The sequence below is a fragment of the Paenibacillus cisolokensis genome (genome assembly GCF_018403665.1).
In the GTDB taxonomy this organism is placed as follows: Bacteria; Bacillota; Bacilli; order Paenibacillales; family Paenibacillaceae; genus Paenibacillus_AH; species Paenibacillus_AH cisolokensis.
The window spans coordinates 26424-52415 of record NZ_BOVJ01000068.1; the positions used below are offsets into that span (position 1 = coordinate 26424).

The 25992-nt window shown below is 52.4% G+C and carries 31 protein-coding genes, 1 tRNA gene and 3 pseudogenes; all 35 read left to right on the forward strand.

Annotated features, from left to right (window positions below; translation table 11 throughout):
* Positions 1–1145: 1145 nt before the first annotated feature.
* The 35 genes and pseudogenes from PACILC2_RS10240 to PACILC2_RS10395 all read left to right on the forward strand — a co-directional run bounded on the left by PACILC2_RS10240 (position 1146) and on the right by PACILC2_RS10395 (position 25786).
* The gene (locus tag PACILC2_RS10240; RefSeq protein WP_213528781.1) at positions 1146–1721 is read left to right on the forward strand and encodes an HNH endonuclease; all 576 of its coding nucleotides are present in this window, start codon (positions 1146–1148) and stop codon (positions 1719–1721) included.
* Between the two features lie 21 nt (positions 1722–1742).
* On the forward strand, positions 1743–2183 hold the full coding sequence (locus PACILC2_RS10245; protein WP_213528782.1) for a phBC6A51 family helix-turn-helix protein: 441 nt from the start codon (positions 1743–1745) through the stop codon (positions 2181–2183).
* 855 nt (positions 2184–3038) lie between these two features.
* The gene (locus PACILC2_RS28605; RefSeq protein ID WP_307860508.1) at positions 3039–3494 is read left to right on the forward strand and encodes a hypothetical protein; all 456 of its coding nucleotides are present in this window, start codon (positions 3039–3041) and stop codon (positions 3492–3494) included.
* 32 nt (positions 3495–3526) lie between these two features.
* Entirely contained in the window at positions 3527–3943 is a 417-nt protein-coding gene (locus PACILC2_RS28610; RefSeq protein ID WP_307860513.1) for a hypothetical protein, read from the forward strand.
* Between the two features lie 320 nt (positions 3944–4263).
* The gene (locus PACILC2_RS10255) at positions 4264–5829 is read left to right on the forward strand and encodes a phage portal protein (RefSeq protein ID WP_213528783.1); all 1566 of its coding nucleotides are present in this window, start codon (positions 4264–4266) and stop codon (positions 5827–5829) included.
* Positions 5829–6671, forward strand: coding sequence for a phage minor capsid protein (locus PACILC2_RS10260; protein WP_213528784.1), 843 nt, complete (start codon positions 5829–5831; stop codon positions 6669–6671). Before PACILC2_RS10255 ends, PACILC2_RS10260 begins: the two co-directional genes overlap by 1 nt.
* On the forward strand, positions 6668–6916 hold the full coding sequence (locus tag PACILC2_RS10265) for a hypothetical protein (protein WP_213528785.1): 249 nt from the start codon (positions 6668–6670) through the stop codon (positions 6914–6916). The genes PACILC2_RS10260 and PACILC2_RS10265 overlap by 4 nt, the downstream gene beginning before the upstream one ends.
* A 1-nt stretch (position 6917) precedes the next feature.
* Positions 6918–7565, forward strand: a complete 648-nt coding sequence (locus PACILC2_RS10270) for a hypothetical protein (RefSeq protein WP_213528786.1) — start codon at positions 6918–6920, stop codon at positions 7563–7565.
* The gene (locus tag PACILC2_RS10275) at positions 7562–8149 is read left to right on the forward strand and encodes an SGNH/GDSL hydrolase family protein (protein WP_244863414.1); all 588 of its coding nucleotides are present in this window, start codon (positions 7562–7564) and stop codon (positions 8147–8149) included. Before PACILC2_RS10270 ends, PACILC2_RS10275 begins: the two co-directional genes overlap by 4 nt.
* A gap of 78 nt (positions 8150–8227) precedes the next feature.
* Positions 8228–8728: a hypothetical protein gene (locus tag PACILC2_RS10280; RefSeq protein WP_213528788.1), complete on the forward strand. Its 501-nt coding sequence runs from the start codon at positions 8228–8230 to the stop codon at positions 8726–8728.
* Positions 8611–8940 carry a phage scaffolding protein gene (locus tag PACILC2_RS29740; RefSeq protein WP_443678846.1) on the forward strand — a complete coding sequence of 110 codons (330 nt, stop codon included), beginning with the start codon at positions 8611–8613 and terminating at the stop codon, positions 8938–8940. The genes PACILC2_RS10280 and PACILC2_RS29740 overlap by 118 nt, the downstream gene beginning before the upstream one ends.
* A gap of 60 nt (positions 8941–9000) precedes the next feature.
* Positions 9001–10181, forward strand: a pseudogene (locus tag PACILC2_RS10285) (SU10 major capsid protein).
* Positions 10182–10187: 6 nt separating this feature from the next.
* Positions 10188–10424 (forward strand): hypothetical protein, encoded by a 237-nt coding sequence (locus tag PACILC2_RS10290; RefSeq protein ID WP_213528789.1) that lies wholly within the window; start codon positions 10188–10190, stop codon positions 10422–10424.
* An 18-nt stretch (positions 10425–10442) separates the two neighbouring features.
* Entirely contained in the window at positions 10443–10832 is a 390-nt protein-coding gene (locus PACILC2_RS10295; RefSeq protein ID WP_213528790.1) for a hypothetical protein, read from the forward strand.
* 718 nt (positions 10833–11550) lie between these two features.
* Positions 11551–11925: a minor capsid protein gene (locus PACILC2_RS10300; protein WP_213528791.1), complete on the forward strand. Its 375-nt coding sequence runs from the start codon at positions 11551–11553 to the stop codon at positions 11923–11925.
* A 65-nt stretch (positions 11926–11990) separates the two neighbouring features.
* The gene (locus tag PACILC2_RS10305) at positions 11991–12527 is read left to right on the forward strand and encodes a hypothetical protein (protein ID WP_213528792.1); all 537 of its coding nucleotides are present in this window, start codon (positions 11991–11993) and stop codon (positions 12525–12527) included.
* 53 nt (positions 12528–12580) lie between these two features.
* Positions 12581–13006, forward strand: a complete 426-nt coding sequence (locus PACILC2_RS10310) for a hypothetical protein (RefSeq protein WP_213528793.1) — start codon at positions 12581–12583, stop codon at positions 13004–13006.
* A 74-nt stretch (positions 13007–13080) separates the two neighbouring features.
* Entirely contained in the window at positions 13081–13320 is a 240-nt protein-coding gene (locus PACILC2_RS10315) for a hypothetical protein (protein ID WP_213528794.1), read from the forward strand.
* Positions 13320–15557 (forward strand): phage tail tape measure protein, encoded by a 2238-nt coding sequence (locus tag PACILC2_RS10320; protein WP_213528795.1) that lies wholly within the window; start codon positions 13320–13322, stop codon positions 15555–15557. Before PACILC2_RS10315 ends, PACILC2_RS10320 begins: the two co-directional genes overlap by 1 nt.
* 92 nt (positions 15558–15649) lie before the next feature.
* The gene (locus PACILC2_RS10325; protein WP_213528796.1) at positions 15650–16309 is read left to right on the forward strand and encodes a hypothetical protein; all 660 of its coding nucleotides are present in this window, start codon (positions 15650–15652) and stop codon (positions 16307–16309) included.
* 349 nt (positions 16310–16658) lie between these two features.
* Positions 16659–17507 (forward strand): hypothetical protein, encoded by an 849-nt coding sequence (locus tag PACILC2_RS10330; RefSeq protein ID WP_213528797.1) that lies wholly within the window; start codon positions 16659–16661, stop codon positions 17505–17507.
* Positions 17508–18059 (forward strand): distal tail protein Dit, encoded by a 552-nt coding sequence (locus PACILC2_RS10335; RefSeq protein WP_213528798.1) that lies wholly within the window; start codon positions 17508–17510, stop codon positions 18057–18059.
* 29 nt (positions 18060–18088) lie between these two features.
* On the forward strand, positions 18089–18484 hold the full coding sequence (locus tag PACILC2_RS10340) for a phage tail fiber protein (protein ID WP_213528799.1): 396 nt from the start codon (positions 18089–18091) through the stop codon (positions 18482–18484).
* 19 nt (positions 18485–18503) lie between these two features.
* Positions 18504–19499, forward strand: coding sequence for a gp53-like domain-containing protein (locus PACILC2_RS10345; RefSeq protein WP_213528800.1), 996 nt, complete (start codon positions 18504–18506; stop codon positions 19497–19499).
* Positions 19500–19513: 14 nt separating this feature from the next.
* On the forward strand, positions 19514–19891 hold the full coding sequence (locus PACILC2_RS10350; protein ID WP_213528801.1) for a hypothetical protein: 378 nt from the start codon (positions 19514–19516) through the stop codon (positions 19889–19891).
* Positions 19888–20040, forward strand: coding sequence for an XkdX family protein (locus PACILC2_RS10355; protein WP_213528802.1), 153 nt, complete (start codon positions 19888–19890; stop codon positions 20038–20040). The genes PACILC2_RS10350 and PACILC2_RS10355 overlap by 4 nt, the downstream gene beginning before the upstream one ends.
* The gene (locus PACILC2_RS10360) at positions 20027–20542 is read left to right on the forward strand and encodes a phage distal tail protein (RefSeq protein WP_213528803.1); all 516 of its coding nucleotides are present in this window, start codon (positions 20027–20029) and stop codon (positions 20540–20542) included. Before PACILC2_RS10355 ends, PACILC2_RS10360 begins: the two co-directional genes overlap by 14 nt.
* A gap of 18 nt (positions 20543–20560) precedes the next feature.
* Positions 20561–21472, forward strand: a complete 912-nt coding sequence (locus tag PACILC2_RS26730; protein ID WP_280515303.1) for a phage tail protein — start codon at positions 20561–20563, stop codon at positions 21470–21472.
* Complete coding sequence (locus tag PACILC2_RS27975) at positions 21385–22677, forward strand: phage tail protein (protein WP_280515304.1); 1293 nt, start codon at positions 21385–21387, stop codon at positions 22675–22677. Before PACILC2_RS26730 ends, PACILC2_RS27975 begins: the two co-directional genes overlap by 88 nt.
* Positions 22678–22745: 68 nt before the next feature.
* Positions 22746–23288: a hypothetical protein gene (locus tag PACILC2_RS10370; protein ID WP_213528805.1), complete on the forward strand. Its 543-nt coding sequence runs from the start codon at positions 22746–22748 to the stop codon at positions 23286–23288.
* 67 nt (positions 23289–23355) lie between these two features.
* Positions 23356–23541, forward strand: a complete 186-nt coding sequence (locus tag PACILC2_RS10375) for a hypothetical protein (RefSeq protein WP_213528806.1) — start codon at positions 23356–23358, stop codon at positions 23539–23541.
* A pseudogene (locus PACILC2_RS10380) lies at positions 23538–23953 on the forward strand (phage holin family protein). Before PACILC2_RS10375 ends, PACILC2_RS10380 begins: the two are co-directional and overlap by 4 nt.
* Positions 23950–24612: an N-acetylmuramoyl-L-alanine amidase gene (locus PACILC2_RS10385; protein ID WP_213528807.1), complete on the forward strand. Its 663-nt coding sequence runs from the start codon at positions 23950–23952 to the stop codon at positions 24610–24612. The pseudogene PACILC2_RS10380 and the gene PACILC2_RS10385 overlap by 4 nt, the downstream one beginning before the upstream one ends.
* 170 nt (positions 24613–24782) lie before the next feature.
* A tRNA-Leu gene (locus tag PACILC2_RS10390) sits at positions 24783–24862 on the forward strand.
* Positions 24863–25031: 169 nt separating this feature from the next.
* Positions 25032–25786: pseudogene (locus PACILC2_RS10395) on the forward strand (polysaccharide deacetylase family protein).
* Positions 25787–25992: the final 206 nt, after the last annotated feature.

A 25992-nucleotide genomic window follows, 5' to 3' on the forward strand; every position in this document is an offset into this window, starting at 1 on the left:
GGTTCCGCCTTACAGCCGCAAGGGTTTCCGCGATTTTCGGGGCAAAAATTATTCTTAGTCTTCAACCGGATTGATTACGGTATATTACGTTATCTTCTCGCTCGGTCATACTGACCGGCCGGGAAGAACAGAAACATAACACTTCGGACGGCCAAAAGCGCGCCGTCCTCGTGTAACTATCTTAGCGTATATCCTTTAGCGTAAGATACTGACGTATAAAGATAAGCTTTTCCGACGCTTAGGAACGAAGTGACGAAGCGGCGGGCAAGGCCGAAAGGCCGCGTAAGTATGGTCTCTATGTTCTCGTGAATCGTAACGATTCCCGCGAACAGACCGGATATTCACGTTGAGTCCTTGACTCATCGAGAATTAACGTAATAGTAACGGAGGTTACCGTTATGAAAGCGAAAGTTAATGGTATAGAAATCGAAGGGACACCGCAAGAGATAGCGGAATATGTACGGTCAATACAGTTAGTTACCGTATATAAGCCGAAAGTTACGGAGGATTGCGTATATAGACCGTATAGTGGGTAGTTTCGGAAGGTAACGTATTCGATCGTAAGGGATTCGAAGAGTTACGTAAGGTGGTTACGAAGATGTAACGTTGGTAATTCGGAAGGTAACGTAATGGGTACGTTATTTTAGTGCGTTATAATGTAGCGATTTATTAGCGTATGGTTCCGTGGTATTCCGTAGCAATTGCGGCGCGGCTCGGACCGGAGGACCGCCGCAAACTCACGGGGTTAGAAGCGTAGTTTATGCGTAATAGTGCAAATTTTAACGGTCGACGCGCGGCCGTATGCGGTACCTAACGTGAGAAACGCAGTAATGACGCGGGTTTTCGGTGTTCGTATGGATGCGAACGGATATGTACAAAATTCTTATTTGGCGAACATATCCCCGACTTTAACGAAATTTTCGCGAGCCCCCAACGGGTATAGCGCGGTCCGGTCCGGTAACCGTTCGGAGGTTGCGTACAAAAATTTGAACCCAGGAGGTCGGTAATCCCTGCGTATCTGCGCGGTATGTCAGCAGTCGGAAGGCGAAGTTAAATTTAGCGGAAACCATCGTAAATGTAACGGTTGTAGAGCGAAGAGTTCCGCGTCTTACCAGGCCGAATATCATCGTAAAAGACGCAAAAAGATGACGGAAGCCGACCGAGAGTTTCATCGAAAGCGAGTTCGAGAATATCGCGAACAAAACCCGCATACCCCGTTCTATACAACATCGCGGTATCAAGCGAAGAAAGCCGGGGCATTCTCGGATTTGACGATGGAAGACGCATACGACATATATCATACGCCAGATATTTGCGCGTACTGCGGTAAGGAGCGTGGTCCTGATGATGGGCCGCGCTCTTTTCATATCGATCACGTTATCCCATTGAAACAAGGCGGCCCAAACTCGCGTTGGAATCTCGTTAAGGTTTGCGCAAGCTGTAATTCATCGAAAGAAACGTCTTCTCTAATCGATTTCTATAACCGCAAGCCCGAGTTTACAAAAGCTCGGTACGACGCCGTTGTCAAGGGAATGGCGGAGAAAAGCGGATTTTCTGAAACTCGGATTACGGAATTACTGCTGTCGTCTCACGAATTCGAACTCGCTATAGAACGCGAAAAGGCTCGGATGCAAGCGGAGATCGCACGATTTTACCGTGAAATTAGCGGGAAATTAGGCGCTAAAATATCTACGGAGTATGAACGGAAGGGTACAGGATAAAAACGAAGGAGGAACGCTAAAATGACGCCAAAACAACGCGCAAAACTAGAGGCGCAACTAGACGGTCGGCAACGGCTCGCGGCGATGCTCGTCGTCGAACGCGAATTTGCTCCGGAATCGGAACGTAAATCATACGAACAGATCGCGGAGGAAGTCGGCGTATCGGCCCGCTCACTTTGGGAATGGCGGCACCGGAACCGCGCCTTTATCGACTATGTGAACGCCATGTCTGCGGATATATTAGCGTCAAGCCGGCCGAAAGTATACCGTCAGCTTTTGAAGCTGATTGACGGTGCGCAGCCGTCTGTTAAGGCGATCGACCTTTACTTTAAACACGAAGGCTTGATTACGACTAAGACGGAAATAGACGTAAATAACGGCAACGCCGGCCCAAAATCCAACGATGAACTCGCGGCCGAAATCGAAGAGCTTGACGAACTGCTGGCGGATGGTGACGTTTAATTGGCGTACGTTGACGGAGCCTGGCTCGAACACGAAGCGCGGGCCGACCGTATCAAACTCGTAAAAGAGCGCGCAAAGAAGCTCCGCCAATTAATCGAGAAAGGCCGCGCCACGGAATATCACGTTGAATCTTACCGGGAATCGGTCGTTGAATTGAAACGCTTAGTCCGCATCCATCGCGCGGAAGAAGATGTCGCCTACTTTACGTACGAATACCTATCTGACGGCTGCAATCCGGACAATGACGATAATATAATCCGTAACGCGGAGGACGGGCGACCGCACGATCCGTTTGAAAATATTGCGCCGATTCACCGTGAATTCTTCGATCTTTGCGATTACGTCGATCACGTCGAAAGGAATGCGCGGTTAGCTATCGCAGCGGCGCGGGGTCACTCGAAGTCTGGCGTATTTTCGAACGCCTTTCCTCTCCATCAGATCGTTTTCCGGAAACGGCGGTACATTCTCGTTATATCCGAAACCGATACACTTTCAAAAAAGCTAATCGGCTGGGTCAATAAGCAACTGAAATTTAACGAAAAATTACGAGCTGACTTCGGACCGCTGCTGCACGAAAAGAATACGCAAAACGAAAAGGATAACGAAGAACTATTTATTACCGCGTCCGGAACGCTAGTCGAGGCGTCATCGTCCGGTAAGCAACTGCGGGGTAAGAGGCACGGTAGTCGCCGGCCCGATCTCGTAATTGTCGACGATCCGTCTTCGCAAAACAACGAAGGCACGAAAGAAGCGCGGGAAAAACTCGTACATTGGTTTAACTCCGTTGTAGTCCCGATCGGCACCGCTTCAACCGCGATCATACTCGTCGGTACAATGGTCAGCGCGACCGGCCTGTTGAATCACGTATTGAAACGTAAAGATTTTAAGTCGTCGTTCCACGGCGCTGTTATCCGTGAACCGGACAATCCGGAATTATGGGACGAATATCTCGAAATTTACGGACGCGCCGAAGATATGACGGAGCCGGACGAATTTTACGAGAAGAACCGCGAAGCGCTGGAGGCTGGCGTCATCTTGGCGTGGCCGTGGCGTTGGACGTATCGCGCGCTCATGCACGAAAAGTTTAATATGGGAACGCGGGCCTACAACTCGGAATATCGGAATCTAGCGTTTTCCGAAGACGAGCAGTTTTTCTTTCCGGAGAGATACGCCTATTACCGGTACGAGTACGAAGCTGGCCGGCGTTACGTCCGTTACGAAGATTTACGTATTCCCGTCGATGAATTAACGATTTCCGGCGCGTGGGATATTGCGCTCGGTAAAACGCGCGCTCGTGTTATAACGCCGTAGTAACCGTCGGCCGCTACGATAAAACCGGCCATATTTTCGTCCTTGACGTTTACGCAACGAAAGAGCCAGCGCACGTTTATATCGATTTGATTATCGATAAAATTCGCGAATGGCGGCATCATATCTTTAGCGTCGAGACAATCAACGCGCAGCATGAGTTTTACCGTCAATTACAAGACGCAGCGCGGAAGGCTGGCATTACACGGACGAAAATTAACGATGTTAAATCGTATAAGTCGTCGAAAGAGGAACGAATTGAATCGCTCGAACCGTTGTGTCACAATAAAACGCTCGTATTTAACGAAGGACATACGATATTGCTCGATCAAATGGCGCAATATCCGCACGGAGATTTTATTGACGTGCCTGACGCGCTGCAATTAGCGGTCGAACACGTAGCCCGAGCGAAGAAAACCGTACGCAACAAACCGGCGATATTTTACCGTTAACCAAATAGATAGGAGGTGGTTTGTTGTGAAATATAGGAAAAAGCCCGTTGTTATTGAGGCTTTCCGTTTTAAAATCGATGACGTTATGCCTGATTGGTTTAACGAAAAGCGAATCACTAACGAAATTATCACGCATGATGACGGTACCTGTACGATAAGAACGCTAGAGGGCGTAATGAAGGCCGACTACGGCGACTACATCATACGAGGGGTTAACGGAGAGTGTTATCCATGTAAACCGGACATTTTCGATAAGACATACGACAAGGTCGAAGAATAGTTGTTTTGATTATTAATATTCAACGAAAGGAGGACGTTAATTGACGAAACTATTCGTAACGGGAGCTTCCTATCCGCCGCCCGCTGACATCGAACGTATCGCGAAATATAAACGGGCACGCGCGATATACGACGGGCGACTTTACGAAGTTTACGAACGCGCTTCGGAATTATTGCGAGACACACCGGCGGCCCCGCAGCTTTCGAAACTGTATATCGCGGTCAACTTAATCGACGTATTGATTTCCAAGCCGGCCGACTTGATGATCGGTGACCCGCCGTCGTTTGAATCCGGTAATCCCGACGATTCGACCGAGCAAAAAGCGCTGAATCGTATCATAGAGGAAAACGATATAACGCAATTGATACAAGACGTTGTAGTCGGCGGAGGAATCCGCGGCGATGCGTGGATTAAAGCGTATTACGCCGTACGACAAGATTTCTCGGCGCTGGCCGACGCTGGCTTGCCGGTGCCTGACGCTAATCCGGAGCCGATTATCGAAGCGGTCGACGCCTGTTACGTCTTTCCGGAATTGGCGCGCGGCAGCCGTAAAAATTCGCCGCTGTCAATATCGCGTGGGTCGAATGGGTGGCGGAAAAAGCGGCGTTGTCGAGTCGGTGTTGACCGGTCAAAAACGGATGAAACGCCGTACCTAAACGTTGAGCGTCACTTGCCGGGCTATATCGTATATGAACGCTATAGACTCGTTCCGCAAGGCGTCAATACGGAATACGGCGTAAGTGTTCCGGTATTTAAGATTGGCGACGCGGTGCCGACGGGACGGGACGAAGATATTATCGAAACAGGCGTCAATCGGCCGCTCGTTTTCCATATACCGTACAAAACGACGGATGACGACTGGCAAGGCGTCGGCGGCATCGAAAAGTTGGAATCGGTGTTGGCCGCGATTAACGACCGTCTCGTTCAGATCGACTACATTCTCTGGAAACATAGCGACCCAATCGCGTATGGGCCGGACGATATCGGAGACGAAGACGGGGCGAACGCGGTACGGTGGGGCGGCAAGTATATCCCGGTCGGAAAAGAAGACGCCAAGCCCGGCTACATGACGTGGAATTCCGAGCTTGAAGGCGCGTTTAAAGAGCTTGATTTGCTGCTATCGCTCGTATTCGTCCAGTCGGAAACGCCGCAATGGCTGTTCGGCACGGTCGTCGCCGGCGCTGATAAAGGCGGAACCGGCACGTCACATACCGATGGCGTCGCGATCAAAGCGCGTTTTATGCCGATCTTATCGAAAGTCCGCCGGATTCGCGCGAACGTTGATCGAGCATTGCGGGATGCGCTGTGGACCGCGATGGAACTCGAAAACTACGCGAACGAAGGCGTCGAAGGTTTTGTACCGTACAATCCGGTCTATCCGAAAATCAACTGGCGCGACGGAATACCGAAAAACGAAAAAGAGGAAGCCGAAATTTACTCGATCCGGACCGGTGCTAAACCGACGCTCGACGTTAAATCCGCGATTAAGCGTATGGACGCGCTCGACGACCAGCAGGCTGACGAAATTATCGCGCGAATGAACGAAGACGAGGCGCGGGTTAACGGAACGGTCGACGGCAGCGTGTTTAACGAGGTCGTCGTATAATGGCGACCGAACGTGATATTGAACGCGGTATTTCCGCGCTAGTCGCCGCGTATAAAGACGCTGTCGACCGTATTCGGGCGGAATTGTTACGCCTTGACATAACGGACATGTCACGCGCCAACACAACGGCGGCATTACGTGAAGTCGCGCGCATTCTTTCGGAATTGAACGAGGAATCAGCGGCCTGGGTCGCGGAGTTTATACCGGAAGCGGCGCGTGCTGGCGTCGTAAAAGCAATCGTCGACCTCGGCGTTGTGGAAACGGTGAAAGAAGCGGAAAAGATTGCGAAGTTTAACCGGGTTAATGCGAACCTAGTCGCGGCCGTCGTCGAGGATACGCAGGCCGATTTGCTTGCCGTAACGCAAAACGTTGACCGGCGCGTCAAAACCGCCGTACGCAAAGTAACCGCCGATTCGGTGCGCGCGAATATGGCGGCGGGAATCAACGGTCGAAAAACGATAAGTCGCGAAATATTGGCGGGCTTGCGACGCGAACTTGGTAGCGCGGTCGAAACCGGAATTATTGACGCGGCCGGTCGCCGTTGGAAACCGGAAGTTTACGTCGATATGGTCGTGCGAACGAAAACGGCGCAGGCAAGTCGGGACGCGGCCGTGAATGAGGCGGTCCAGCGCGGCGCGTTTTACGGCGTAATATCGAGCCATGGCGCGACCGATGCGTGCCGTAAATACGAAGGTAAAATCGTAAAGTTAACGCCGGATGCACCGGGCGATTATCCGTATATTGGCGATCTACCGCGACGCGAAATATTCCACCCAAACTGCCGCCATACCGTAACGCCCGTACGTAATCCGGAAAGATTACGGAGGGGGAATGGAAAATGAACAAGGCTATCGCTAAGTACCCGTTTTCTGGGACGGGAGATTATAGCGTAGAGTTTCCGGACACAATGTCGTCGCTGGTCCTGTTCAACGACGGTTCGACCGATATTACATTTTCGACCGATCATTTTACACATACGTTAAAGCCAGGCGATGTTTTCGACGAGTGGTTGGCGAATTTCACATCACTAAAGATTACGTCAGCGGGCGGACAATTTCGCGGATATTGCCGTTCTGGGGGCGGCTGATATGGCGTACAAACCCGGTGATAAGTCGCTGTCGTATATGCGGCAAGTTTTATACCGGAGCGAAAAATCAACGATAGGCAGCCGGTTGATTACGCCGATTACCGATTCTCCGCCGACGATCACGTTAGGCGAACGTAACGGAGTAAGTCAGATCACGAATAGCGTGCATATTACGGCCGCTAATCCGTCGACGGGCGTACTCAATCCCGTTTACCGGTACGTCGGCGATCCGCAGCGGGCTGGCACATCTTATCCGGACAACGGATACGTTAAAAATACCGCGGTTACGACGACAAACTCTAACGGCAGTTTGATTGTTGAGTTCGTCCACTACGGCGCGGCTTTTGAAATTTACGAAAAAGGCCAGGGCGGGAAATATCGGCTGGCGATAGACGAGGGCGACGGGTACAAATACGTCACCGAAGACGCACAAAGCATGGCACCGGCCGATGGCGGAACGTACAATCGTCTCATTGACTTCGGATCGGCAAAGTCTCGCGGGGTTCGTCTCGAAATCAGTAACGCATTTTCGGGGGCATCCGGATTGGGCCGAACGATACGATTTATCCGCCGACAATATTGCCGCGTCCTCGCGCGATCTTTGTCGGTGATTCCTTCACAGAGGGCGGATCGTCCGGCGCGGCAATGAGTCACAGCTATTCGGCGGTTGCATCGCAACTTCTCGGATGGGACGGGTGGAATAGCGGGGTTGGCGGAACTGGTTATGTAAACAACGGTCCGGCTGGCCGGGTCAAGTTTCAAGATCGCATCCAGCATGACGTGCTTCAGTATCAACCCGACGTAGTTGTTATCGCAGGCGGTATCAATGATGAAGGGTCTCCAGTCGAGCAAACACAAGCAGCGGCGGACTTGCTCTACAGCACAATCCGCTCCAGTTTACCAAACACCGAACTGATTGTCATAAGCAACTTCTCGCCGGTCGGCGGTGTATCCCAAATTCGGGGCCAGATTCGGGATGCGCTCCGGGAAACTGCGCGAAAGTATGGTGCGCCGTTTATCGACACACTTGGTGGAGCTTCGTACGACTGGAGCGGCAATCAGGTAAGCGCACCGTCTGGATCGTGGATTACTGGCTCCGGAAATGTCGGCAATCCGCAAGCGTCGGGCAATGCATCGGTATTTACGTCAGCAGACGGTACGCACCCAACGCCGGCAGGGCATCGATATTACGGCGAAAGAGTAGCGGCCGAGATACTCAAACTATACGCGTAACACTCCGACCGAACGTACATGTCGTTAAACTGCTACGGATAAACGGCCGACGGGCCTAAAACGGGAGGATGACGAAATATGAACGAAGTAAAACGCAATTATACGTATCAACTCGATCTGCAAATGTTCGCGGACGATAACGGCGACAGCGGCGGCAATGATAGCGAAGGGCAGACGCAAAATAACGATAATCCCGCGCCCGAAGTACGTAAAATCGAACTGACGCAGGAAGAGTTTGACGCGAAAATTGCGGAACGTCTCGCTCGCGAACGCAAGAAATACGCTGATTACGACGATCTGAAAGCGAAATTGGCCGAATACGAGGCGGCGGAAGCCGAGCGTCAGAAAGCGGCGATGACGGAACAAGAGCGCATGCAGGCGGAACTTGAGGCGGCGAAAAGGCGGCGCAAGAAGCCGAGGATGCACGCAAACAAGCGCTCGAAGCCGCGAACCAACGCGCGATTAAAGCGGAATTCAAGCTCGCGGCGGCCAGCGCAAATATTCGTAAAGACGCGCTCGACGATGCGTTTATTCTCGTTGATAAGTCGGGAATTAACGTTGACGAGGATGGAAACGTAATCGGCGTTAAGGAAGCGATAGAGGCGTTGATTGCGGCTAAACCGTATTTGGTCGACGTACCCGCGCCAACGAAACCGAGAACAATCGGGGAGCCGAGCAACCCAGCAGTCGACGAGAGGAAGACGTTGGAGGCGCAGTTGGAGGACGCGAAGAAACGTAAAGACTTCGGTAAGGTCGTAGAGTTATCGAATAAATTGAACGCATTGAAATAAGCGAAGCTGCTCGAAATCGGGCGGCTTTTTACTTTACAAAATTCAAGGGGGAAACACTAGATGTCTCAACAATTTACGTACACTTACGATTTTAAGGATCAGGTGCGATCGCTTGAAGCCGGTATTTCGCTGATTATCAACGACGCGCCGACGCTGCTCGGACTGGTCGGTCTGAACGGCGAACCGCTGATGCAGACGAAATATGAATGGATGAGCGACAACTTGAACAGCAACCGCGCGAACGTTGCCGAAGCTGCTGACGCGGCTGCAACGTCGATTACGGTAGCGAGCGGCGATGGCGAAAAATTCCGCGTCAACTCGATCATCGTGGCGGGCGAAGAGTACATGCAAGTTACGGCCGTTAACGGTGACGTTATTACGGTAGTGCGCGGTTTTGACGGTACGACTGCGGCCGCTCTGGCGGAAGGCGCAGAAATCCGTATCGTGTCGCGTCCTCAACTGCAAGGCGCGCTGCCGGGCGTTGACGAAGCACACGACCGTTATACCGAATACAACTTCACGCAAATTATCGAGCGTTATGCGGCCGTATCCGGTACGCAAATGGCCGTACGGACGTACAACGTTACGAACGAGCTGAATTATCAAGTCGAACTCCGGCTGAAAGAACTGGCGCGCGAATTGAACGACTGGCTGATTTACGGCCGCCGTATTCAAGGGTCGAAGACGGTACCGTCGACTGCCGGCGGTCTGCTGTACTTCGCAGGCGTAAACGGTGCGGCCAAGAAAAACCTGGCTGGCGCAGAAGTATCGGCCAAAGCGTTGAACGACCTTATGGAAGAGGTTTACCAACGGGGCGGCAGCGTCAATACGATCCTGACGAATACGGCCGGTGCGCGTCAAATTTCGAAATTGGCAGGCGACACGATCCGGACTGTACGTACGGACGAAACGACCGGTCATCGGATTTCGACGTTTGTTTCCGATATCGTAGGCGGCAGTGAGGCGGTCATTGTCGTCGACCCGAACTTCCCGAAAATAAGGTCGCGCTGTTTGATCGTTCGATCTTGAAAATGCATCCGCTGCAAGGTCGCGCGCTGTATGACGTTGACGCTTCGATTCCGGGCGCTGACTTCGTGGCTCGGCAGATTCGCGGTGAATACGGAATCACCGTTAAAACGCGAAAGAAAAGGTCGCGATCCTCGAAAATATCTCCACGTCGGTATCTTAATGTGAGGGGCTTCGCGGCCCCTTCTTTTAACGAAAATCTAACGGAGGTGTAACGGGGATTGGCGAAATATAAGGCGTCGCCGAACTACGCCATACAATTCGGTAACAAAACGATAAAGTTCGGTTGGCTAGGCGATTACGAAACGGAGGACGCGGCGGAGATTAAAGCGCTAGATGCGCTGGTCCCGCATTGGATCAAACGGGTTGACGAACCAAAACCGGAGGTTAACGTTATTCCGGACGAAGAAGAGAAACCGGAAAAACCGCAAAAAGGGCGCAAATCCTCCGGTAAATAACGGAAGGAGGCGGCTATTTTGGCGGTTAATATTGCGGATGCGGACGCTTATATTGCCGCGAATTGTATCGATATTGAGGATTGGACGGACGCTGACGACGCGAAAAAACAACGGATACTTAACGTCGCCGATCGGAAGCTGACGACCAAATACGCTCAATATACGATACCGGACGCGGCCGTGTACGAATACGCAAACGAGTTGGCAATCGCGTTTAACGACACAAACCGGTTACAGCAGCAGGGCGTGGCGTCGTTCGGCCTGACCGGCGTTGCGAATTTTACGTTTAAGGACTGGGCGAAATCGGGGCTTGACGCTTGGATTAGCGATACCGTCCTTGATTTAATATCGGAGGCCAACGGCGGCGTACCGCTGTCTCGGCGCTCCATTAAATGGACGGTGTTGTGACGTGGCGTTGATACCGCTCAAACAGACGATAACGGTTTACCCGCCTGGTAACGACGATCCGTGGAATCCTACGCCTGCGCCCGATCCTTTTCCGTTGCGTTGCCGATTTCAAGAAGGGACCGTCGTCGTAACGGACCAACACGGTCAGGACGTCGTAGCGTCAGCGCAGATATTTTCGATAGATTCGCGCCTGTTCGCGGCGATTACGAATATGAGTATACGGACGAGGCGGGCGAAACGAGGCGTTATCGAACGGTGCGGACCGAGCGCAAACGTTGGCTTGACGGTAAGGCCGTGTTAACGGTGGTGTACGTGCGGTGACGATTACGATTGATTTTTCGGAATTCGAACGGAACTTGACGGGCGCGGTCGATAAGGCAAAGCGCGGAGCCGAACGCGGCATGAACGATGCGATGGACGACCTGTTGCGCCGATCCCGTGATCTTGCGCCATTACGGAAGGGCACACTGCGACAAACGTCGTGGTCCGAAGTCGAAACGCAAGGCGATAGCGTTATTGGCGAAGTTTACTATAGCGCGGTCGAGGACGGAAAAGGCGGTCGGTTTAATTATGCGCTCAAATTGCACGAAATGGGCGAATACAAAATCCGACGACACCCGGCACACAGCCGAAATATCTCGAGCGGCCGTTTAAAGAGCGTGCCGACGAGTACGAACGCTGGATCGCGGACGAAATACGGAAGGAGTTGGGCTAGCACGTGTTTACCGTAGCGGAATTAAAAACTTACGTCGAGTCCGTCGTACCGTACACGTACTATCACAACGAATTTCCGGCGACGGCGGTCGACAATGCGGCGTACGTACGGATTTTCGGCGGGTTTGCTCCGGACCGATGGACGAACGTTCGGCGACCGTCGTTCCAAGTCGTTGTTCGTGGAAAGAACGGACCGACAACGGAGGGGATCGCTTTAGCGTTATACGACGCGTTCCACAAGCGGCAGGATTACGTAATCGGCTCGCAACGTGTCGTAGCGTCTTTTGCCGATCAATCTGCGCCGTTATATCTCGGGCTAGACGACAATAACCGGGCGATGTATAGCGTTAATTTTACGCTCATTTTGCTCGATAAGTAACGATTTAACGTCGGGGCTACGCGCTCCGGCGTTTTGTTGCGCAAAAATAAAGGAGGAATACGTAAATGGCATCCGATTTGACGAAGGTGAAACTCGGTCCGTGTAAAGTCATTTTCGACGCTGGTGGAACGGACGAGGTAACGATTGAAACTACACAAGGCGGCGTTGTCCTGACGTACGAAACAACGTCGCGGGAGGTTACCGTTGACCAATTCGGTTCGACGCCTATTCGCGAAATCATTACGGGCCGGACAGCAACCGTTGAGGCTCCGTTCGCGGAGTATGATATCGTAAAACTTGCGAAATTTATTCCGGGCTCTAAGCTCGTAACCGACGCACTCGACCCGACCAAACAACGCGTCGACGTTGACGCTTCAAAGATTATCGACCTCATTAACTACGCGAAAAAACTGCAAATCATTCCGCTCTCGTCGGACGCGACCGCAAACGATACGATTACGTTGTATAAAGCGGCCCCGACTACGACGCTTAACTACACGTACTCTTTCGATAATGAGCTTATCACGAACGTCTCGTTTAAAGGTTATCCGGACGAAAATGGCCGTCTCATCGGTCTTGGTGACCCGGATGCGACGGAATAATAACGAAAAGATGACGGTCCTTAACGGGGCCGTCTCTTTATTAAGGAGCGAAAATGACCGTGAATATCTCACGTTTATTTAATAAACCAGCGGCGGCCGACTCCGTAATTATCGGCGGAAAAGTCGTAGCCGTCCCGAAACTGACGATCGAAAAATGGAAAGCGCTATTCAGCGTTATCGATTCGTTACCACAACTAATCGTCAGCGTATTGGCGAAACGCGATTCGAGCGATTTCGTTACCACGACGGTTGTCGCCGCAGGTTTGGCGCTGGACGAGGCGGTAAAAATCGTCGCTGTACTAGCGGACTTGGAGCCGGAGTGGGTCGAGAAAAACGCGAGTCTTGACGAATTGCTCGAATTTATCCGTTTGACGGCGGAAAAGAACGATCTGCAACGTGTCGCAAAAAACTTCCGCGCCGTCCTCGGCAGGTTCGCGACAGCTCCGACGGACGGCAACAGCGGCAACAACGACGAATAACGCTGGACGAGTGGCTAATTGACGCGGCTGTTACGCTCGGCGTTAGCCAACGAACGCTCGAAACGGAATTCTACATGATCGACTTGCCGGCCGTCCTCGAAAGCAAACGGAAAGCGACGCAACTTGACCGTTTAATGGCGTTGTCGATCGCCACAATGGCGCAATGCGCGGACCAGGACGCACGTCAGCGCTTCGTTGAACGGTTGAGCGACGGGTTGGACGAAGTTAACGAAGATGAAGCGAAAAACGACGAATTCGACCGCAAAGCATTCGAACGACTGCGCGGTCTGGTCGGGAAAGGAGGGGGAGCGTAATGGCAACGGAAATCGGCGCGATAAAGGCTCGATTGGAACTCGACATTAGACAATACCGTGAGGGAATTGAGCGCGCAAAAAAGGACTTGGCGGACGTTTCGGACGGTGCGAAAAAGGCGTCGGGCAATTTCGGAGGTCTTGCGGACGCTGCGGAAAAGGTTGCCGAGAAACAGGCGCAAATCGGGCGGCTGGTGACGGTTCTCGATAACCTTAACGCGCGGATTGAGGCTCAGCGTAAAAAACTGGCGGAATTGAAGCGGTCTTACGAGAGCGCGTTTGACGATACGCGTAAATCGAGATTGCAAGAGCAGATTGTAAACACAGAGGCATCGTTACTCCGGCTTACGAAAGCGTCGGACGATACCGCAAAGAAAATCTGGGAACTCGAAGATAGTCTCGATGGCGCGAGCGAAAAGTTCGATATTTTCGGAGAGTCGGCGAAATCGTCCGTCACAAAACTCGGTATTGCATACGGCGCATTAACCGCTGCAATGACGGCCGTGATCACGAAATCCGTCGAGACGGCAGCGGCGTTCGAACAGTCGATGGCGAAAGTACGCGCGGTGTCAGGTGCCACAGTTTCGGAATTTCAACGCTTGCAGGATCAGGCGATCGAACTCGGCGCAACTACGGTATTTACCGCGTCTCAAGCGGCAGACGCGCAATCATATCTCGCTATGGCCGGATTTAAAGCTAACGAGATTATGGCGGCTATGCCCGGCGTCCTCAATCTCGCAGCGGCCGGTCAAATGGACCTTGCGCGCACCGCCGACATTGCATCGAACATATTAACGGGATTCCAACTATCGGCAAACGAGGCCGGACGCGTTGTTGACGTAATGGCTAAGGCAATGTCGCGCTCGAACACGAATATCGAACAACTCGGTTATGCGATGAAATACGCGGCCCCCATCGCGGCATCTACCGGCGTATCCATCGAAGAGACGGCGGCAGCAATCGGTAAGCTATCGGACGCCGGAATACAGGGCGAAATGGCTGGTACGCAGCTTCGCGCGATCCTCTTGCGCCTGATCAAACCGGTCGGCGATGCGAAAGACGTAATGGACCAACTCGGTATCAAAACGCAAGATGCCGCCGGAAATATTTTACCGTTTACGTCAATCTTGCGTCAGGTCGAAACGGCATTCGCGGGACTAACACAGTCGGCGCAGGCAGAAGCGGCAGCCCTTATCGCAGGCACCGAAGCGGCATCCGGTTTCTTAACGTTAGTCAATACGGGGGCCGACTCGATCGAGTCGTTTGCGTCCGAACTCCGTAATGCAGGCGGAACAGCCGAACAAATCGCGGAAACGCAGATGGATACGCTGAACGGCGCGATCGACGAGATGAAATCAGCGCTCGAAGGCGTAGGCATTACGGTCGGTAACGATTTTAAACCAGCAATCCGCGCGGCTGCTGAGGAAGTAACGAGAATGCTACTCGGCATTAACGAAATGGACGCAGGGGCACGCGCTTTTCTCATCACACTTCCGCTAGTTTCGGCAGGACTCGGCACGTTGGCGACGGCAATATACGGTATAGTCGTAGCGTTACGGGCGTTGCAGTCGGCTGGTATTGCCGCGAATGCTGCGCTCGGCTGGATCAGCGCTCTTTCGCTCGTCGTCGGCGGTGTTGCGGCTGCTTTCGTGAGTTACAAGGCGTCTGTCGAGGAAGCGGCGGAAGCACAGCGCCAATTTAACGAATTGATCGAAAAGCCGGCGTTAGAGCGTACGGCCGACGATGTGCGCGCGCTACAGGCGGAAATGGACGAGTTGAACCGATTGCTTGAGCAACGGGCGGAGCTCGAACGTAAGCTTTCGGAAATTCCGATGGCGGCGCGTGCTAGTCAGGAAATGGCGCAAGAGATACGGAACCTGGAGCAGGCGCTTGACGATACAGATAAGGCGCTAAAACGGTTTGGAATCGATACACCGGAAAAGGCTCCCGAAGTGCTGGCGCGCTTGAACGACGAGATTAACGAGTCTATCCCGGCACTTGCCGAACTTGAACGTCAAGAAATGGCGACAGTGGCCGCGAAAGTAAAGCATATCGATCGTGTCGTAGAATTGCGTCGTCAGTACGACGAATTGACGAAAGCGGAAAAATTAACGGAGGCGCAGAAAAGCCAACTGGCCAGCGTCGTCGAGGAATTGACACGTGAATATCCGTCTCTGATTGCGCAGCTCGACGAAGAGAATGTATGGCATATTAAAACCGGGAAGCGCTTGACGAACTGATACAGGCCGAAAAGGACTCGCTTGAAATTGCGGCCCAAAAATCGAAAGAGCGGACCGAGATTCGTATAAAGGAAACGGAAGCGGCGCTTAAATTGGCGCGCATGCAGATCGAAGCCCTTAACGCGGCCCAAGAGATCAATTTTACGGAGACGAAAATCGGAAAACGTCTGCCGAGCGATCTCAGCAAGTTTATCGATGTCGCGGGCGATTACGTTTTAAGTGGCATGAGCAAGATGGTTCAGAGCCAGGCAAACGAACATATTGCACGGCTCAACCAACTTGAGCGCGATCTGCAAAATATAACGATCGGTGCATTCGACCAGTTTAACGAGGGCGGCGCGAAAAACTCTTACGGAACCGGCGCGTTAGACCTCGACAAAAAGAAAAAGCCGAAAAAAGAGCGGACCAAACGCGAAAAAACGGCCGCTGAATTGCAGCAGGAAGCGTACCGCGCCAGCCTTGCGTATATCGACTACATGCGCAACGTCGGCAAAATGACGGAGGAGCAAGAGATCGCGGCTCTTGAACGGTTGCTTAAACGGTATCAAAAGAACACCGAAATCCGCCGCGACGCCGAAGTCCGGATTTACCGTATCCGCGAGCAACTAGAGGCCGACGCCGAAAAGAGAGAGGAAGAAGCGCGTAAAAAGGCCGAAAAAGACGCGAAGGACGCCGTGAAAAAGCGGAAGAGGTCGCACGTGCCCGTTTCGATGCGTCCGCCGAATGGATCGACGCGCAGGAACGGAAAATGACCGAAGCTTACGCGTCCGAACGTGAAATCGCGCAAATGCAGCTCGAAGCCTGGACGCGAGTACGTAATCGCTACGAAAAGGACTCCGAATATTACAAGCGTGCCGATATCGAAATGTACAACGCGCGAATGCGCCTCCGTAAACTCGACGAACAGGCCGCGAAAGAAGCCGCCGACGCCGAGAAAAAGCGGCCGATGAACGGGCGAAACTCGCAAAAGAGGCCACGTCCGCACTCGTTAAGGAGATCGATAAGCAACGTAAGGCCGAACTTGATGCGCTCAATCAGCGGCGTAAGGCGATCGAAGACTTTTACGCCGAACAGAACGAAACCATTGACGAAGGCGAACGTTTGCGCGAGCGTCAAAAACTCGAAGAGGAAGCGCAGAAATACCGTTACGCAACGTCACAGCGCGGTCAGGAACAATACCTCGAACTGATGGAACGTATCCGTCAAATGGACATCGAGGACCAAAAGCGCAATCTCGCGAAAGAACGCGACGAAAAGCTTGACGCTCTCGACCGTCAGAAAAACGATATCGAAACGTGGTACAACGATATTCGCGAGACGATCGAAGCGTTTTCCGGCGACTTTATCTCGATCTACAAGTTGACGGAGGACGAACGTTTTAACGCGTTTGTGACGACGAACGAGAAGATAAAGGCGGAACTCGAACGTTTTAAAGCGGAATACGCGGCAATCTACGGAATTTCGCCGGCCGCAGGTCAATCGAACCAGAACGCTAGTATAATCGCGCAAATGCAAGCGAATTCGGCCGCCTGGAAAAGCGCATCGGCTGCGGAAAGGGCACGTTTGGAGGCGGAGAATCAACGTCTCGGCGCGTCGCTTGGCGCTACGTTAGACCGCAAAACTGGCCGCTGGATGCTCGGTGGGCTACCGCTGTACCATACGGGCGGGCGCGTTGGCGAATTCAATTTCCGCACCGGCGACCGTCTGATGCCGGACGAAATCGCCGCGATATTGAGACGTGACGAGTACGTGTTTACGCCGCAACAGCTCGAAAGTCTGATCGGGGCGAAAACGGGCGGACCGTCCGTTAACGTGCATATCGAAAAAGTAATGGAGGTTAACGACGCGACGTTTGAGGACGGTATTGACTTGCGCGCGCTCGGACGGGATGCGGGCGATACGGCGGCTGCGGTGATTCGTACGCAATTTACCGGAGGAGGTGGACGTTAGATGGCGTGGAATTACGGATTTACGTATCGCGGCCGCCATTGCTCGGAGTTCGGGCTGAAATTGATCGGATACCGCGTCAATGCGCCGGACATACGCGAATACGAGGACGAGGTTGGCGGCGTCGATGGCGTGATTGATTACGGAACCGAACTCGGCAAGCGCGAAATTGAGGTGCGCGTTGACGTAATCTCGACAGATGAACCGTTGGCGCAGCGGCAATCGCGTATCATGGCGTGGCTGACACCGAAACAAGACGCGGGCGCGTTGATATTCGACGAGTTTCCGGAGTGGCGCTATTTCGCGAAGTATAGCGGTCGCCTAACGCTTGACCAAATCGGCCGATACGGCGAATTTACGATAACATTTAAATGTACGGACCCGTTCGCATACGGGCCAGAACGCATACAGGAGATGACGATTACGTCGTCTCCTTTTACGATTCACGCGCCATCCGACGGAGCCGTACCGACGCCGCCCGTTTTCGAGCTTACGAACGTCGGCACGACGACGCTTGCGTACGTGCGGCTAACGAACGAATTCCGCGTTGACTAACGATAAATAACGAAAGGATGACGGTTTTTATGAATATGAGCGAATACCTCTGTAAAGCGGTCCTTAACGAGGTTTTACGTAACACGAACTATACGCCGCCTTCGACCGTTTACCTCGCGCTATATACGTCAAACCCGACGGCGGCCGACACGGGTACGGAGGTCAGCGGTGGCGGTTACGCGCGGCAAGCGGTCACGTTCGCGGCCCCGACGGTTGTTAACGGTAAACAAACGGTACGAAACAACGCCGAAGTCGTATTCCCGGTCGCAACGGCCGACTGGGGTCTGATTACGCACGCAGGCATACGGGATGCTGCAACGGGCGGAAACTTGCTGTATTTCGCCGAACTTGCGAATCCGCGTACGATACTGAACGGCGATCGGTTCCGTGCGCTCGTCAATACGATCTCGGTAACGCAAGCATAACGAAGGAGGGACGTTACAAATGGCGCAACAATCGATGTACTCGGCGATGCCGAATTCGCCTGTTACCGAACTTGCGGCGGCGATTGACGAGGCGGCTACGTCCTTTGACGTTATAAACGGAAACGCGCTGCCTGCCGCGCCTAATCTCGCGACAATCGGTTCGAGCGAAACGGCCGAGACGGTTTTATATACGGGCAAGTCCGGAAATACGCTATCGGGCGTTACACGCGGGTTTAACGGGACGGCGGCGCAAGCGTGGCCAGCTGGATCGAAAGTAGCGCGGTATTTTACGGCGTACGATCACGACGCTTTTCGTGGCAATATCGCAGATCACGAGACGCGGCTTGCCGGGGCGGAATCGACGCTTTCGGCGGCAACCAACGCAGCTACAGCGAACACCGTCGTAAAACGCGATGCTAACGGGAGGACAAAATTCGCGATGCCTGCTGCGGCTGACGACGCTGTTATTCGCGCATATCTTGACCAATATGGCCTCGGAGCGAATGTGCGAGAAATCGTTTCTGACTTAAACGCGCTACCAATAAACAGTGGAACAGGCTTTTATATGGCAGCACCATCTACACTCAATAAACCGTCTGGAGTCACAGATGCGTCGGTAATCCATATTGCACGGGATAGCCGCCCGTCCCAATTGTTGATGGATCACGTTACCCGTAGAATTTATTACCGCGGGTATACCGCAAGCGGATGGAACGAATGGGTGGAATTCTGGACTACGGGAAATAGCGGAGCATCCTTCGCCGCGAGTGGATATCAACGACTAGCAAGCGGTTTGATAATTCAGTGGGGGTCCGTTTCCGTTCCGCAAGGTGAGACTGTTACGGTTACGTATCCTATTGCGTTCCCTGGCGCGTGTAGAAGTGTCCAATTAACCACTATGTCTTCTACAGCGGCTACCGCGAACGTAACAACAACGCCGGGAACTACTTCTTTTAGTGTTAATCATAATTACGCCGGTACTCGATCTGTATACTGGCTCGCCATAGGATATTAAGGAGGTAGGGCATAATGCCGCAGTACTATGTGGATTTTTACCTCGACGGTAACATCTCCGGATTCTACGTCGACGAGATTCATGGCGACGCGATACCCGAATCGGCCGTACCGATCACGATTGAGGAGTGGCAGACGTACAGCACGGATGCTCGGCTGTACAAACGTGACGGTGATATGATCCGACTCAAGACGCCGGAAGAACTGGACGAGGAAGCCGCGAACCAACCGCCAGCACCGAAAACGCCCGAACAGGAACGTATCGAGGCGCTAGAAGCCGAAAACGCAACGTTATGGTACGAAATTATGCTGAAAGAGGCGCGAATATCCGAACATGACACAGAAATTGCCGACCTTTGGTACGAAATCATGACAGGAGGTGGCGCAGCATGAGCGTAAATCCGTGGTTTGATCGTATCAAACGTTTTTACGAACGTAATTTGTGGACGCTCGAAATGGTTAAGGACGGCGTAAAAACCGGCGTCATTACGGAGGCCGAATACAAACAAATTACCGGGGCGGATTACGTTGTTCAACCGTAACGCCGCGTTCGGCCGCACCGCATTTAATCGCGAATTTTCCGTCGATGTATTCGCGAGCGCTATTTTTCACGGCGTCGCAACGTTTATAACGGAGCCGGTCATTGACGGCCTGTTTAGTGCGAGATTTGACGGGGAAGGAACGTTCGACGCGCCTCTTGTCCGCGAAATCTATTTTACCGCCAGTATTGACGGGATTGGCGAAATGTCCGGCTCTTACGTACGTGAGCGTTTCGGCAACGCGACATTTAACGGAGTGGCTACGTTTACCGCCGACGGGGGCCGTTATCGCGTTGAATATATCGAAATTACCGGCGGATTTGCGCCCGGTGACAAAATCGTAATCGACACGAAAAAGCTGAAAGTAACGAAAAACGGCGTTATTGCACCGTATAACGGTGACTTTTTCGAGATCAATCCCGGAACGAATACGATTATCTACACGGACCCGGCAACGTCTCGAAACGTTAAATTACGGCTGACGCACCGCGACCGGTTTATGTAACGAGGAGGTGACGAACATTTGGCGAATAAATTTGCGTCGCGGCTCGAAATCTGGACGGGCGGGCAGCGCTTGGGTATCCTGCGTGACGCGAAGGAGGTCCGGGTAAACGAAACGCTGAACGGTCAGTATTACGTCACGTTCGCGTACCCGCGCTTGCCAGACGATCACGAACGGTACGCGGCGCTTTACGAAGATAACGAGGTGCGGTTTCCGGTGGACATGAGCGATCGCGTGGCCGGACAGATATTCGTAATCAAGCGCGTCGAGGAGATAAGACGTGGCCGCAGCGTTTATAAAGTCGTTGAAGCGCATCACGTCGCGTTCCAGCTCGCGCACTACTTTCTCGATGAGTACGTTGATTTCGCCGCCGCCAAAACGCCGGAATTTCTGCTCGCCAAACTCGGCAATAACACGCCCTTTACGTTTTACGTAGAGGGTTCGTTCGCGCCCAAGGACGTTTTCGAGTGGGGCGAAGCGCGGAAAATCGACTTACTCAACGCGGCCGTCGAACTATATAACGCCGAACTCTCGTACGACAATTACGCGATTACGTTTACAACGAGGGCTGGCGGAAACTACGGCGCAGAAGTCCGTTACGGGAAGAACCTACCGGGCTTGCAACGTACGTCGCATTCGATGGAACGGGTTACGCGGCTTTACGGCTACGGTAAAAACGGTTTGACGATCGAAGGTTACGCCGGCCATACGAAAAATATATCGATTCGCAATATTTCGACCCGGCGCACCCATACGAAGGCAGAGCGGATTTTCCCGAAGCGAGTACGCAGGCTCAATTGCTCGCCGAAATGCAGCGTTATCTCGCGACCGTCGAGTTACCGAAATTGTCGTACGAAATCGATTTCGTACAACTCGAAAAGGTCGACCCGTCGTTCGCGCCGGAGAGTATACGGGGCGTTGGCGATACGGTAACGGTATATGACGAATTGCTCGGTTATGCGTTCGACGCCCGCGTCCACGAATACGAGCGATACCCGTTCGAACCGCGCCGGGCCCGCGTTGTGTTGGCGAATTTTCGCGAATTTAAAGTCGCCGACTATATTTTCCAGGCGACGGTCGGCTCGAAAAAGGCGATCCAGTATACGTCTGAAAATGCCGTACTTAAGGGCGTTAAATATGACGATAGCCTGACGTTGGTCGACGGATTCGGGCTGAAAGTTACGGATTCGGCCGGTAACGAACGTGTGCGACTCGGCCAATATGGCGCGGGCAAGTACGGGCTGTGGGTCAATTCGGGTGCGATCGAAATTTACGGCGGGCTACCGGATAATCAGGTCGCGAGCGCCGCGAAATGGAACGGTCGGACTACGTTAATTACGGATACCGGAGTTTATACGGGGACGGTAAGGGCTACGCAGATTATCGTCGGTCCGGCGGGCGAAAAGATCGACGACAACTTACTCGTGTCTGGAACGAAATGGAATAACCGTACGACGCTGATTACGGATTCTGGGATTTATACGGGGACAGTTAACGCAAATCAGATTATCGCGAACTCCCTTTCGGCAATTAGCGCGAATCTCGGGACGATTACGGCTGGCTCGATAACTAGCGTAAATATTTCGGCGTCGTCGATTAGCGGCGGCTCCATATCCGGTACCACCATTACCGGCGGCGTTATTACGGGGTCCACAGTACAAACGTCAAGTGGAACGTCAAAAATCGTGCTAAGTCCGTCTGGTTTTGCATCGTACGATCAAAACGGGGTGAAACGTATATCGATCGACACGGTTGGCGGACTTGGGTATCAGGAGTTACGCTTTTACAATCAAACGGGCGCTCAAACGGGGGTTGTTTCGGGCGTTGACTCGCAAATAAACGTCGGAGCTATCGGTTCGGGTAACATGCTTGTACTAGGCGGGTCGTATATAGCGGTCGATTACACCATTTCAGGTTTCGATTTTTCGTTTGTGCCGGTATTAAATTTTCCTATCACCAATGTGCAAGGGCTTAGTACGACGTTAAACCGAATAGATAGCGACATCGCCACTCTTCAATCGAGTAAGGCGAATCTAGGCGAGGCTGGCTATAATATGGCGTTTGACCCTTTCACGCGTAACCTCAAACTCTACGCTAAGACGGGCGCATTACTGGCTAGTGTAACAATCCCGAACTAAAGGGATTACCAACGCGGAAAATCTTGGCTATAATAGAATCAAAAATATAAGTCAGGGGTGGTTTAAATATGAAGAAGATTATAGCCGGAATTGTTGGTTTCTCCCTTTTACTGGTAGGCACGTCAGTATCCGCGTCCGTCATTAAAGATGCGATAATCGGAAAAAAGGTTGACGGGGTTGCTAAGGTAATTGTAGACGGGAAGGCACTGGAAACAAACGCGATTACTATTAACGGTACGTCATACGTTCCGGTTCGCGCGCTTACCGAAGCAGTTGGCGGTAAGGTAGTGCGGGCGACATCCGGCACAATAGAATTGAAGACGGAAAGTGGGGATACGGTGAATCCCGAAATAATGGCGAAAAAGTCCAATTTAGAGACAGAAATCAACTCTCGCAAGCGGGAGATCGAAAAAGCGAAAGAGCGTCTAGCGTTAAATCAGTCAATCATCGACAATACCGACGAACTAGTCACCACAAACGGTAAAATCCCGTTCGAAGAAACGGAGCAATATGCGAAGATCGTTGCCGAAATGGAACGTGACCAAGCGAAAATTAAGCAACTCGAAGCGGAAATCGCCGAACTCGAAGCGCAATTGGCCGCGTTGGAATAACGTATACCTAGCGATTACAGACCGTCATATTGGCGGTCTTTTTTATTTTCCGAAAGGAGACGGTAGTGTGGCGAAAATTACGCACAAACTCGAAATTATCGTAGACGCCGGCGAACCAGTCGCCGAAATCAATAACGTAATCAGCGCGTTTATTCAGATTCACTCCGATAAAAAGCACGAAATTTTAACGGAAGTCCGCGCGTCCATTGACGAAGCACTCGTGAAACTAAACGAAGGGGCTGACGCGAAATGAATTCGGTAAACTTCGGGGCGGGCTCCGTCGCGGGCATCGTGGGCGCTTTTGCTACGTTCGCGTTCGGTCATTGGACGGAGGCGCTAACGTTTCTCCTGTTTGCGATCGGTGTTGACGTCGTAACCGGCGTATATGCGTCGATTAAAGAGGGGCGCGGTCTTAGTTCGGCGGTCGGGTCCGCTGGTCTGGCGAAAAAGGGCTGATGTTGCTCGTCATTATCCTCACGCACCGTATTGACGTGCTGATGGAAACGGACGCAATCGTTATGTCGGCGGCAGTCTACTTTTATATCGCGAACGAACTCGTCAGCATTACGGAAAATCTCGGCCGGTCCGGCCTGCCGCTGCCCGATAAACTGCGCGACGTGATCGAAGTGTTGAAACGTAAAGGAAACGAAGGCGGTACGAAATGAGGTACGTAGTCGACCATATTCCGCGCTCGACGCCGTGCAATCGCCGTAATGGTCAACGGATTACGCCGACGACAATCACGATACACAATACGGGCAACCCCCGATCGACCGCGAGAAATGAGCGCACCTGGCTGACGAATCCGTCCAATAACGTAGCGGCCTCGTACCATATCGTCGTCGACGAAAACGAAGCGATCGAGTGCGTACCGCTGGATGAGCGCGCGATTCATTCCGGTACTACGGCCGGCAATATGACGTCGATCGGCGTAGAAATATGCGAAAGCGGCAACTACGCGAAGACGCTCGATAATGCGGCCGCTCTCGTTGCAAAACTGCTGAAAGAGCGCGGTTGGGGCGTTGATCGATTGCGCCGGCATTACGACTGGTCCGGCAAAATCTGTCCGCGCTTAATGTACGACGGCGGCAAATGGACGGGCTGGACCGAGTTTAAACGAATGGTTGCGGAAAAACTGACGGAAAAGGACGGGAACAACGAAATGGACAAAATCAGCGTAAAGGTAAACGGTAAAAAAGTCGCTGACGGCTTGCTCGATGCGAAGAACGGCGTGACATACGTTCCCGTCCGTGTTGTAGCGGAGAATCTTGGCGCAAAAGTAACGTGGAATAAGGCGGACAATTGCGTTGAAGTGACGAAGTGATACGTGCCGCTTGACTTCCGTTCCCGTTTCGCCTAGACTGTAAAAAGACGCGGTTAGGGATCGCGCCCTCGTCTGTATTCTACCGCAGCACTTTCCGGACGCCTAACGAAGAGTCTGGCGTGACATACCGAAAAGATGCGGTGCAAAACGGGCGAAAACGTTAATTCTGCGCGCGTATGGCGGAATTGGCAGACGCACCAGATTTAGGTTCTGGCGGGAGACCGTGGGGGTTCAAGTCCCTCTACGCGCATATCGACAAAACGGCTTTTCGGATCGCGGATCTGGAAAGCTTTTTTTATTGCATGGCAAATAGTGCAAAATGTTTTTTTCGCGGCAGGGGGATAATGATATTGACGTGATTGATGCAGCAAGGAGGGGGAAACCCATTGCACCGCTCTTGCCTGAAATGGATAGGGATAATGCTGGCTGTCTGCCTTACGATACCGCCGCATGCGAAAGTTCGAGCGGAGAAGACAGCACCGAATGTCGTCAAAAATCGGGCTTACTATGAATCGAGAGGCGACATTTTATGGGAGGTGCCAACCGATAAAAAGGTTGTCGCCCTTACGTTTGACGACGGCCCGGATGCTACACGTACGGCTTTGATTCTGGATTTGCTGAAGCAGTACGATGCAAAAGCGACTTTTTTCGTTCTTGGAAAAAGGTGGAGCGTTATCCGGATTTGGTACTTAGAGAAATGCGCGAAGGGCATGAAATTGCCAACCATACGTACAGTCATTCCATGAATAAAAGCAAGTCGATACCGTTTATGATGGAAGAGATTCGGAAGACGCAGAACATTATTTTGGAGGTCACCGGTCAACGGCCGCGCCTTTATCGGCCTCCCGGCGGGATATACAACGAAACGCTCGTGCGGGAGAGCCGCAAGGAGGGCTTGTTGACCGTCATGTGGTCCTGGCATCAGGATACGCGCGACTGGGCCCGTCCCGGCACCTACAAAATCGTGAACAAAGTGCTGGGCAACATCCGCAACGGCGACATTATTTTGTTTCATGACCATGTGATAGGCAGTATGCAGACGGTTGAGGCCTTAAAAATCATTATTCCCGCACTCAAGGAGCAGGGCTATAAATTTGTAACCGTGAGCGATCTCATTCAGTATGACGAACGCTATAAATCGGTCGAACATCTTCATCCGGTACAAAGGAATTAAGACGGCGTCAAGTGCCCGTTGACCCGCCCCACATTCAGCCCCCCGTTTCCTGGCAGATTGCTTGCTTTGCTTTTGCGAAAAGCCTGCAAAAGTGCAGGAATTTTGGCCCGAATAGATGACTATGGCGCGAAATTTTGCAAAAATACAGTAATTTTTGGAAAATCTCGCTTGTCTGGCTTGAACGGATCAAAAAAACTGTATAATCG

Excerpts from the sequence above, each read along its gene's own strand:
- PACILC2_RS10245 (WP_213528782.1), top strand. The coding sequence starts at position 1,743 with ATGACGCCAAAACAACGCGCAAAACTAGAGGCGCAACTAGACGGTCGG.
- PACILC2_RS10270 (WP_213528786.1), top strand. The coding sequence starts at position 6,918 with ATGGCGTACAAACCCGGTGATAAGTCGCTGTCGTATATGCGGCAAGTT.
- PACILC2_RS10240 (WP_213528781.1), top strand. The coding sequence starts at position 1,146 with ATGACGGAAGCCGACCGAGAGTTTCATCGAAAGCGAGTTCGAGAATAT.
- PACILC2_RS10310 (WP_213528793.1), top strand. The coding sequence starts at position 12,581 with ATGACCGTGAATATCTCACGTTTATTTAATAAACCAGCGGCGGCCGAC.
- PACILC2_RS10345 (WP_213528800.1), top strand. The coding sequence starts at position 18,504 with ATGGCGCAACAATCGATGTACTCGGCGATGCCGAATTCGCCTGTTACC.
- PACILC2_RS10350 (WP_213528801.1), top strand. The coding sequence starts at position 19,514 with ATGCCGCAGTACTATGTGGATTTTTACCTCGACGGTAACATCTCCGGA.
- PACILC2_RS10320 (WP_213528795.1), top strand. The coding sequence starts at position 13,320 with ATGGCAACGGAAATCGGCGCGATAAAGGCTCGATTGGAACTCGACATT.
- PACILC2_RS10280 (WP_213528788.1), top strand. The coding sequence starts at position 8,228 with ATGAACGAAGTAAAACGCAATTATACGTATCAACTCGATCTGCAAATG.
- PACILC2_RS10355 (WP_213528802.1), top strand. The coding sequence starts at position 19,888 with ATGAGCGTAAATCCGTGGTTTGATCGTATCAAACGTTTTTACGAACGT.
- PACILC2_RS10340 (WP_213528799.1), top strand. The coding sequence starts at position 18,089 with ATGAATATGAGCGAATACCTCTGTAAAGCGGTCCTTAACGAGGTTTTA.
- PACILC2_RS10260 (WP_213528784.1), top strand. The coding sequence starts at position 5,829 with ATGGCGACCGAACGTGATATTGAACGCGGTATTTCCGCGCTAGTCGCC.
- PACILC2_RS10275 (WP_244863414.1), top strand. The coding sequence starts at position 7,562 with ATGAGTCACAGCTATTCGGCGGTTGCATCGCAACTTCTCGGATGGGAC.
- PACILC2_RS10265 (WP_213528785.1), top strand. The coding sequence starts at position 6,668 with ATGAACAAGGCTATCGCTAAGTACCCGTTTTCTGGGACGGGAGATTAT.
- PACILC2_RS10305 (WP_213528792.1), top strand. The coding sequence starts at position 11,991 with ATGGCATCCGATTTGACGAAGGTGAAACTCGGTCCGTGTAAAGTCATT.
- PACILC2_RS10385 (WP_213528807.1), top strand. The coding sequence starts at position 23,950 with ATGAGGTACGTAGTCGACCATATTCCGCGCTCGACGCCGTGCAATCGC.
- PACILC2_RS10370 (WP_213528805.1), top strand. The coding sequence starts at position 22,746 with ATGAAGAAGATTATAGCCGGAATTGTTGGTTTCTCCCTTTTACTGGTA.
- PACILC2_RS10335 (WP_213528798.1), top strand. The coding sequence starts at position 17,508 with ATGGCGTGGAATTACGGATTTACGTATCGCGGCCGCCATTGCTCGGAG.
- PACILC2_RS10315 (WP_213528794.1), top strand. The coding sequence starts at position 13,081 with ATGATCGACTTGCCGGCCGTCCTCGAAAGCAAACGGAAAGCGACGCAA.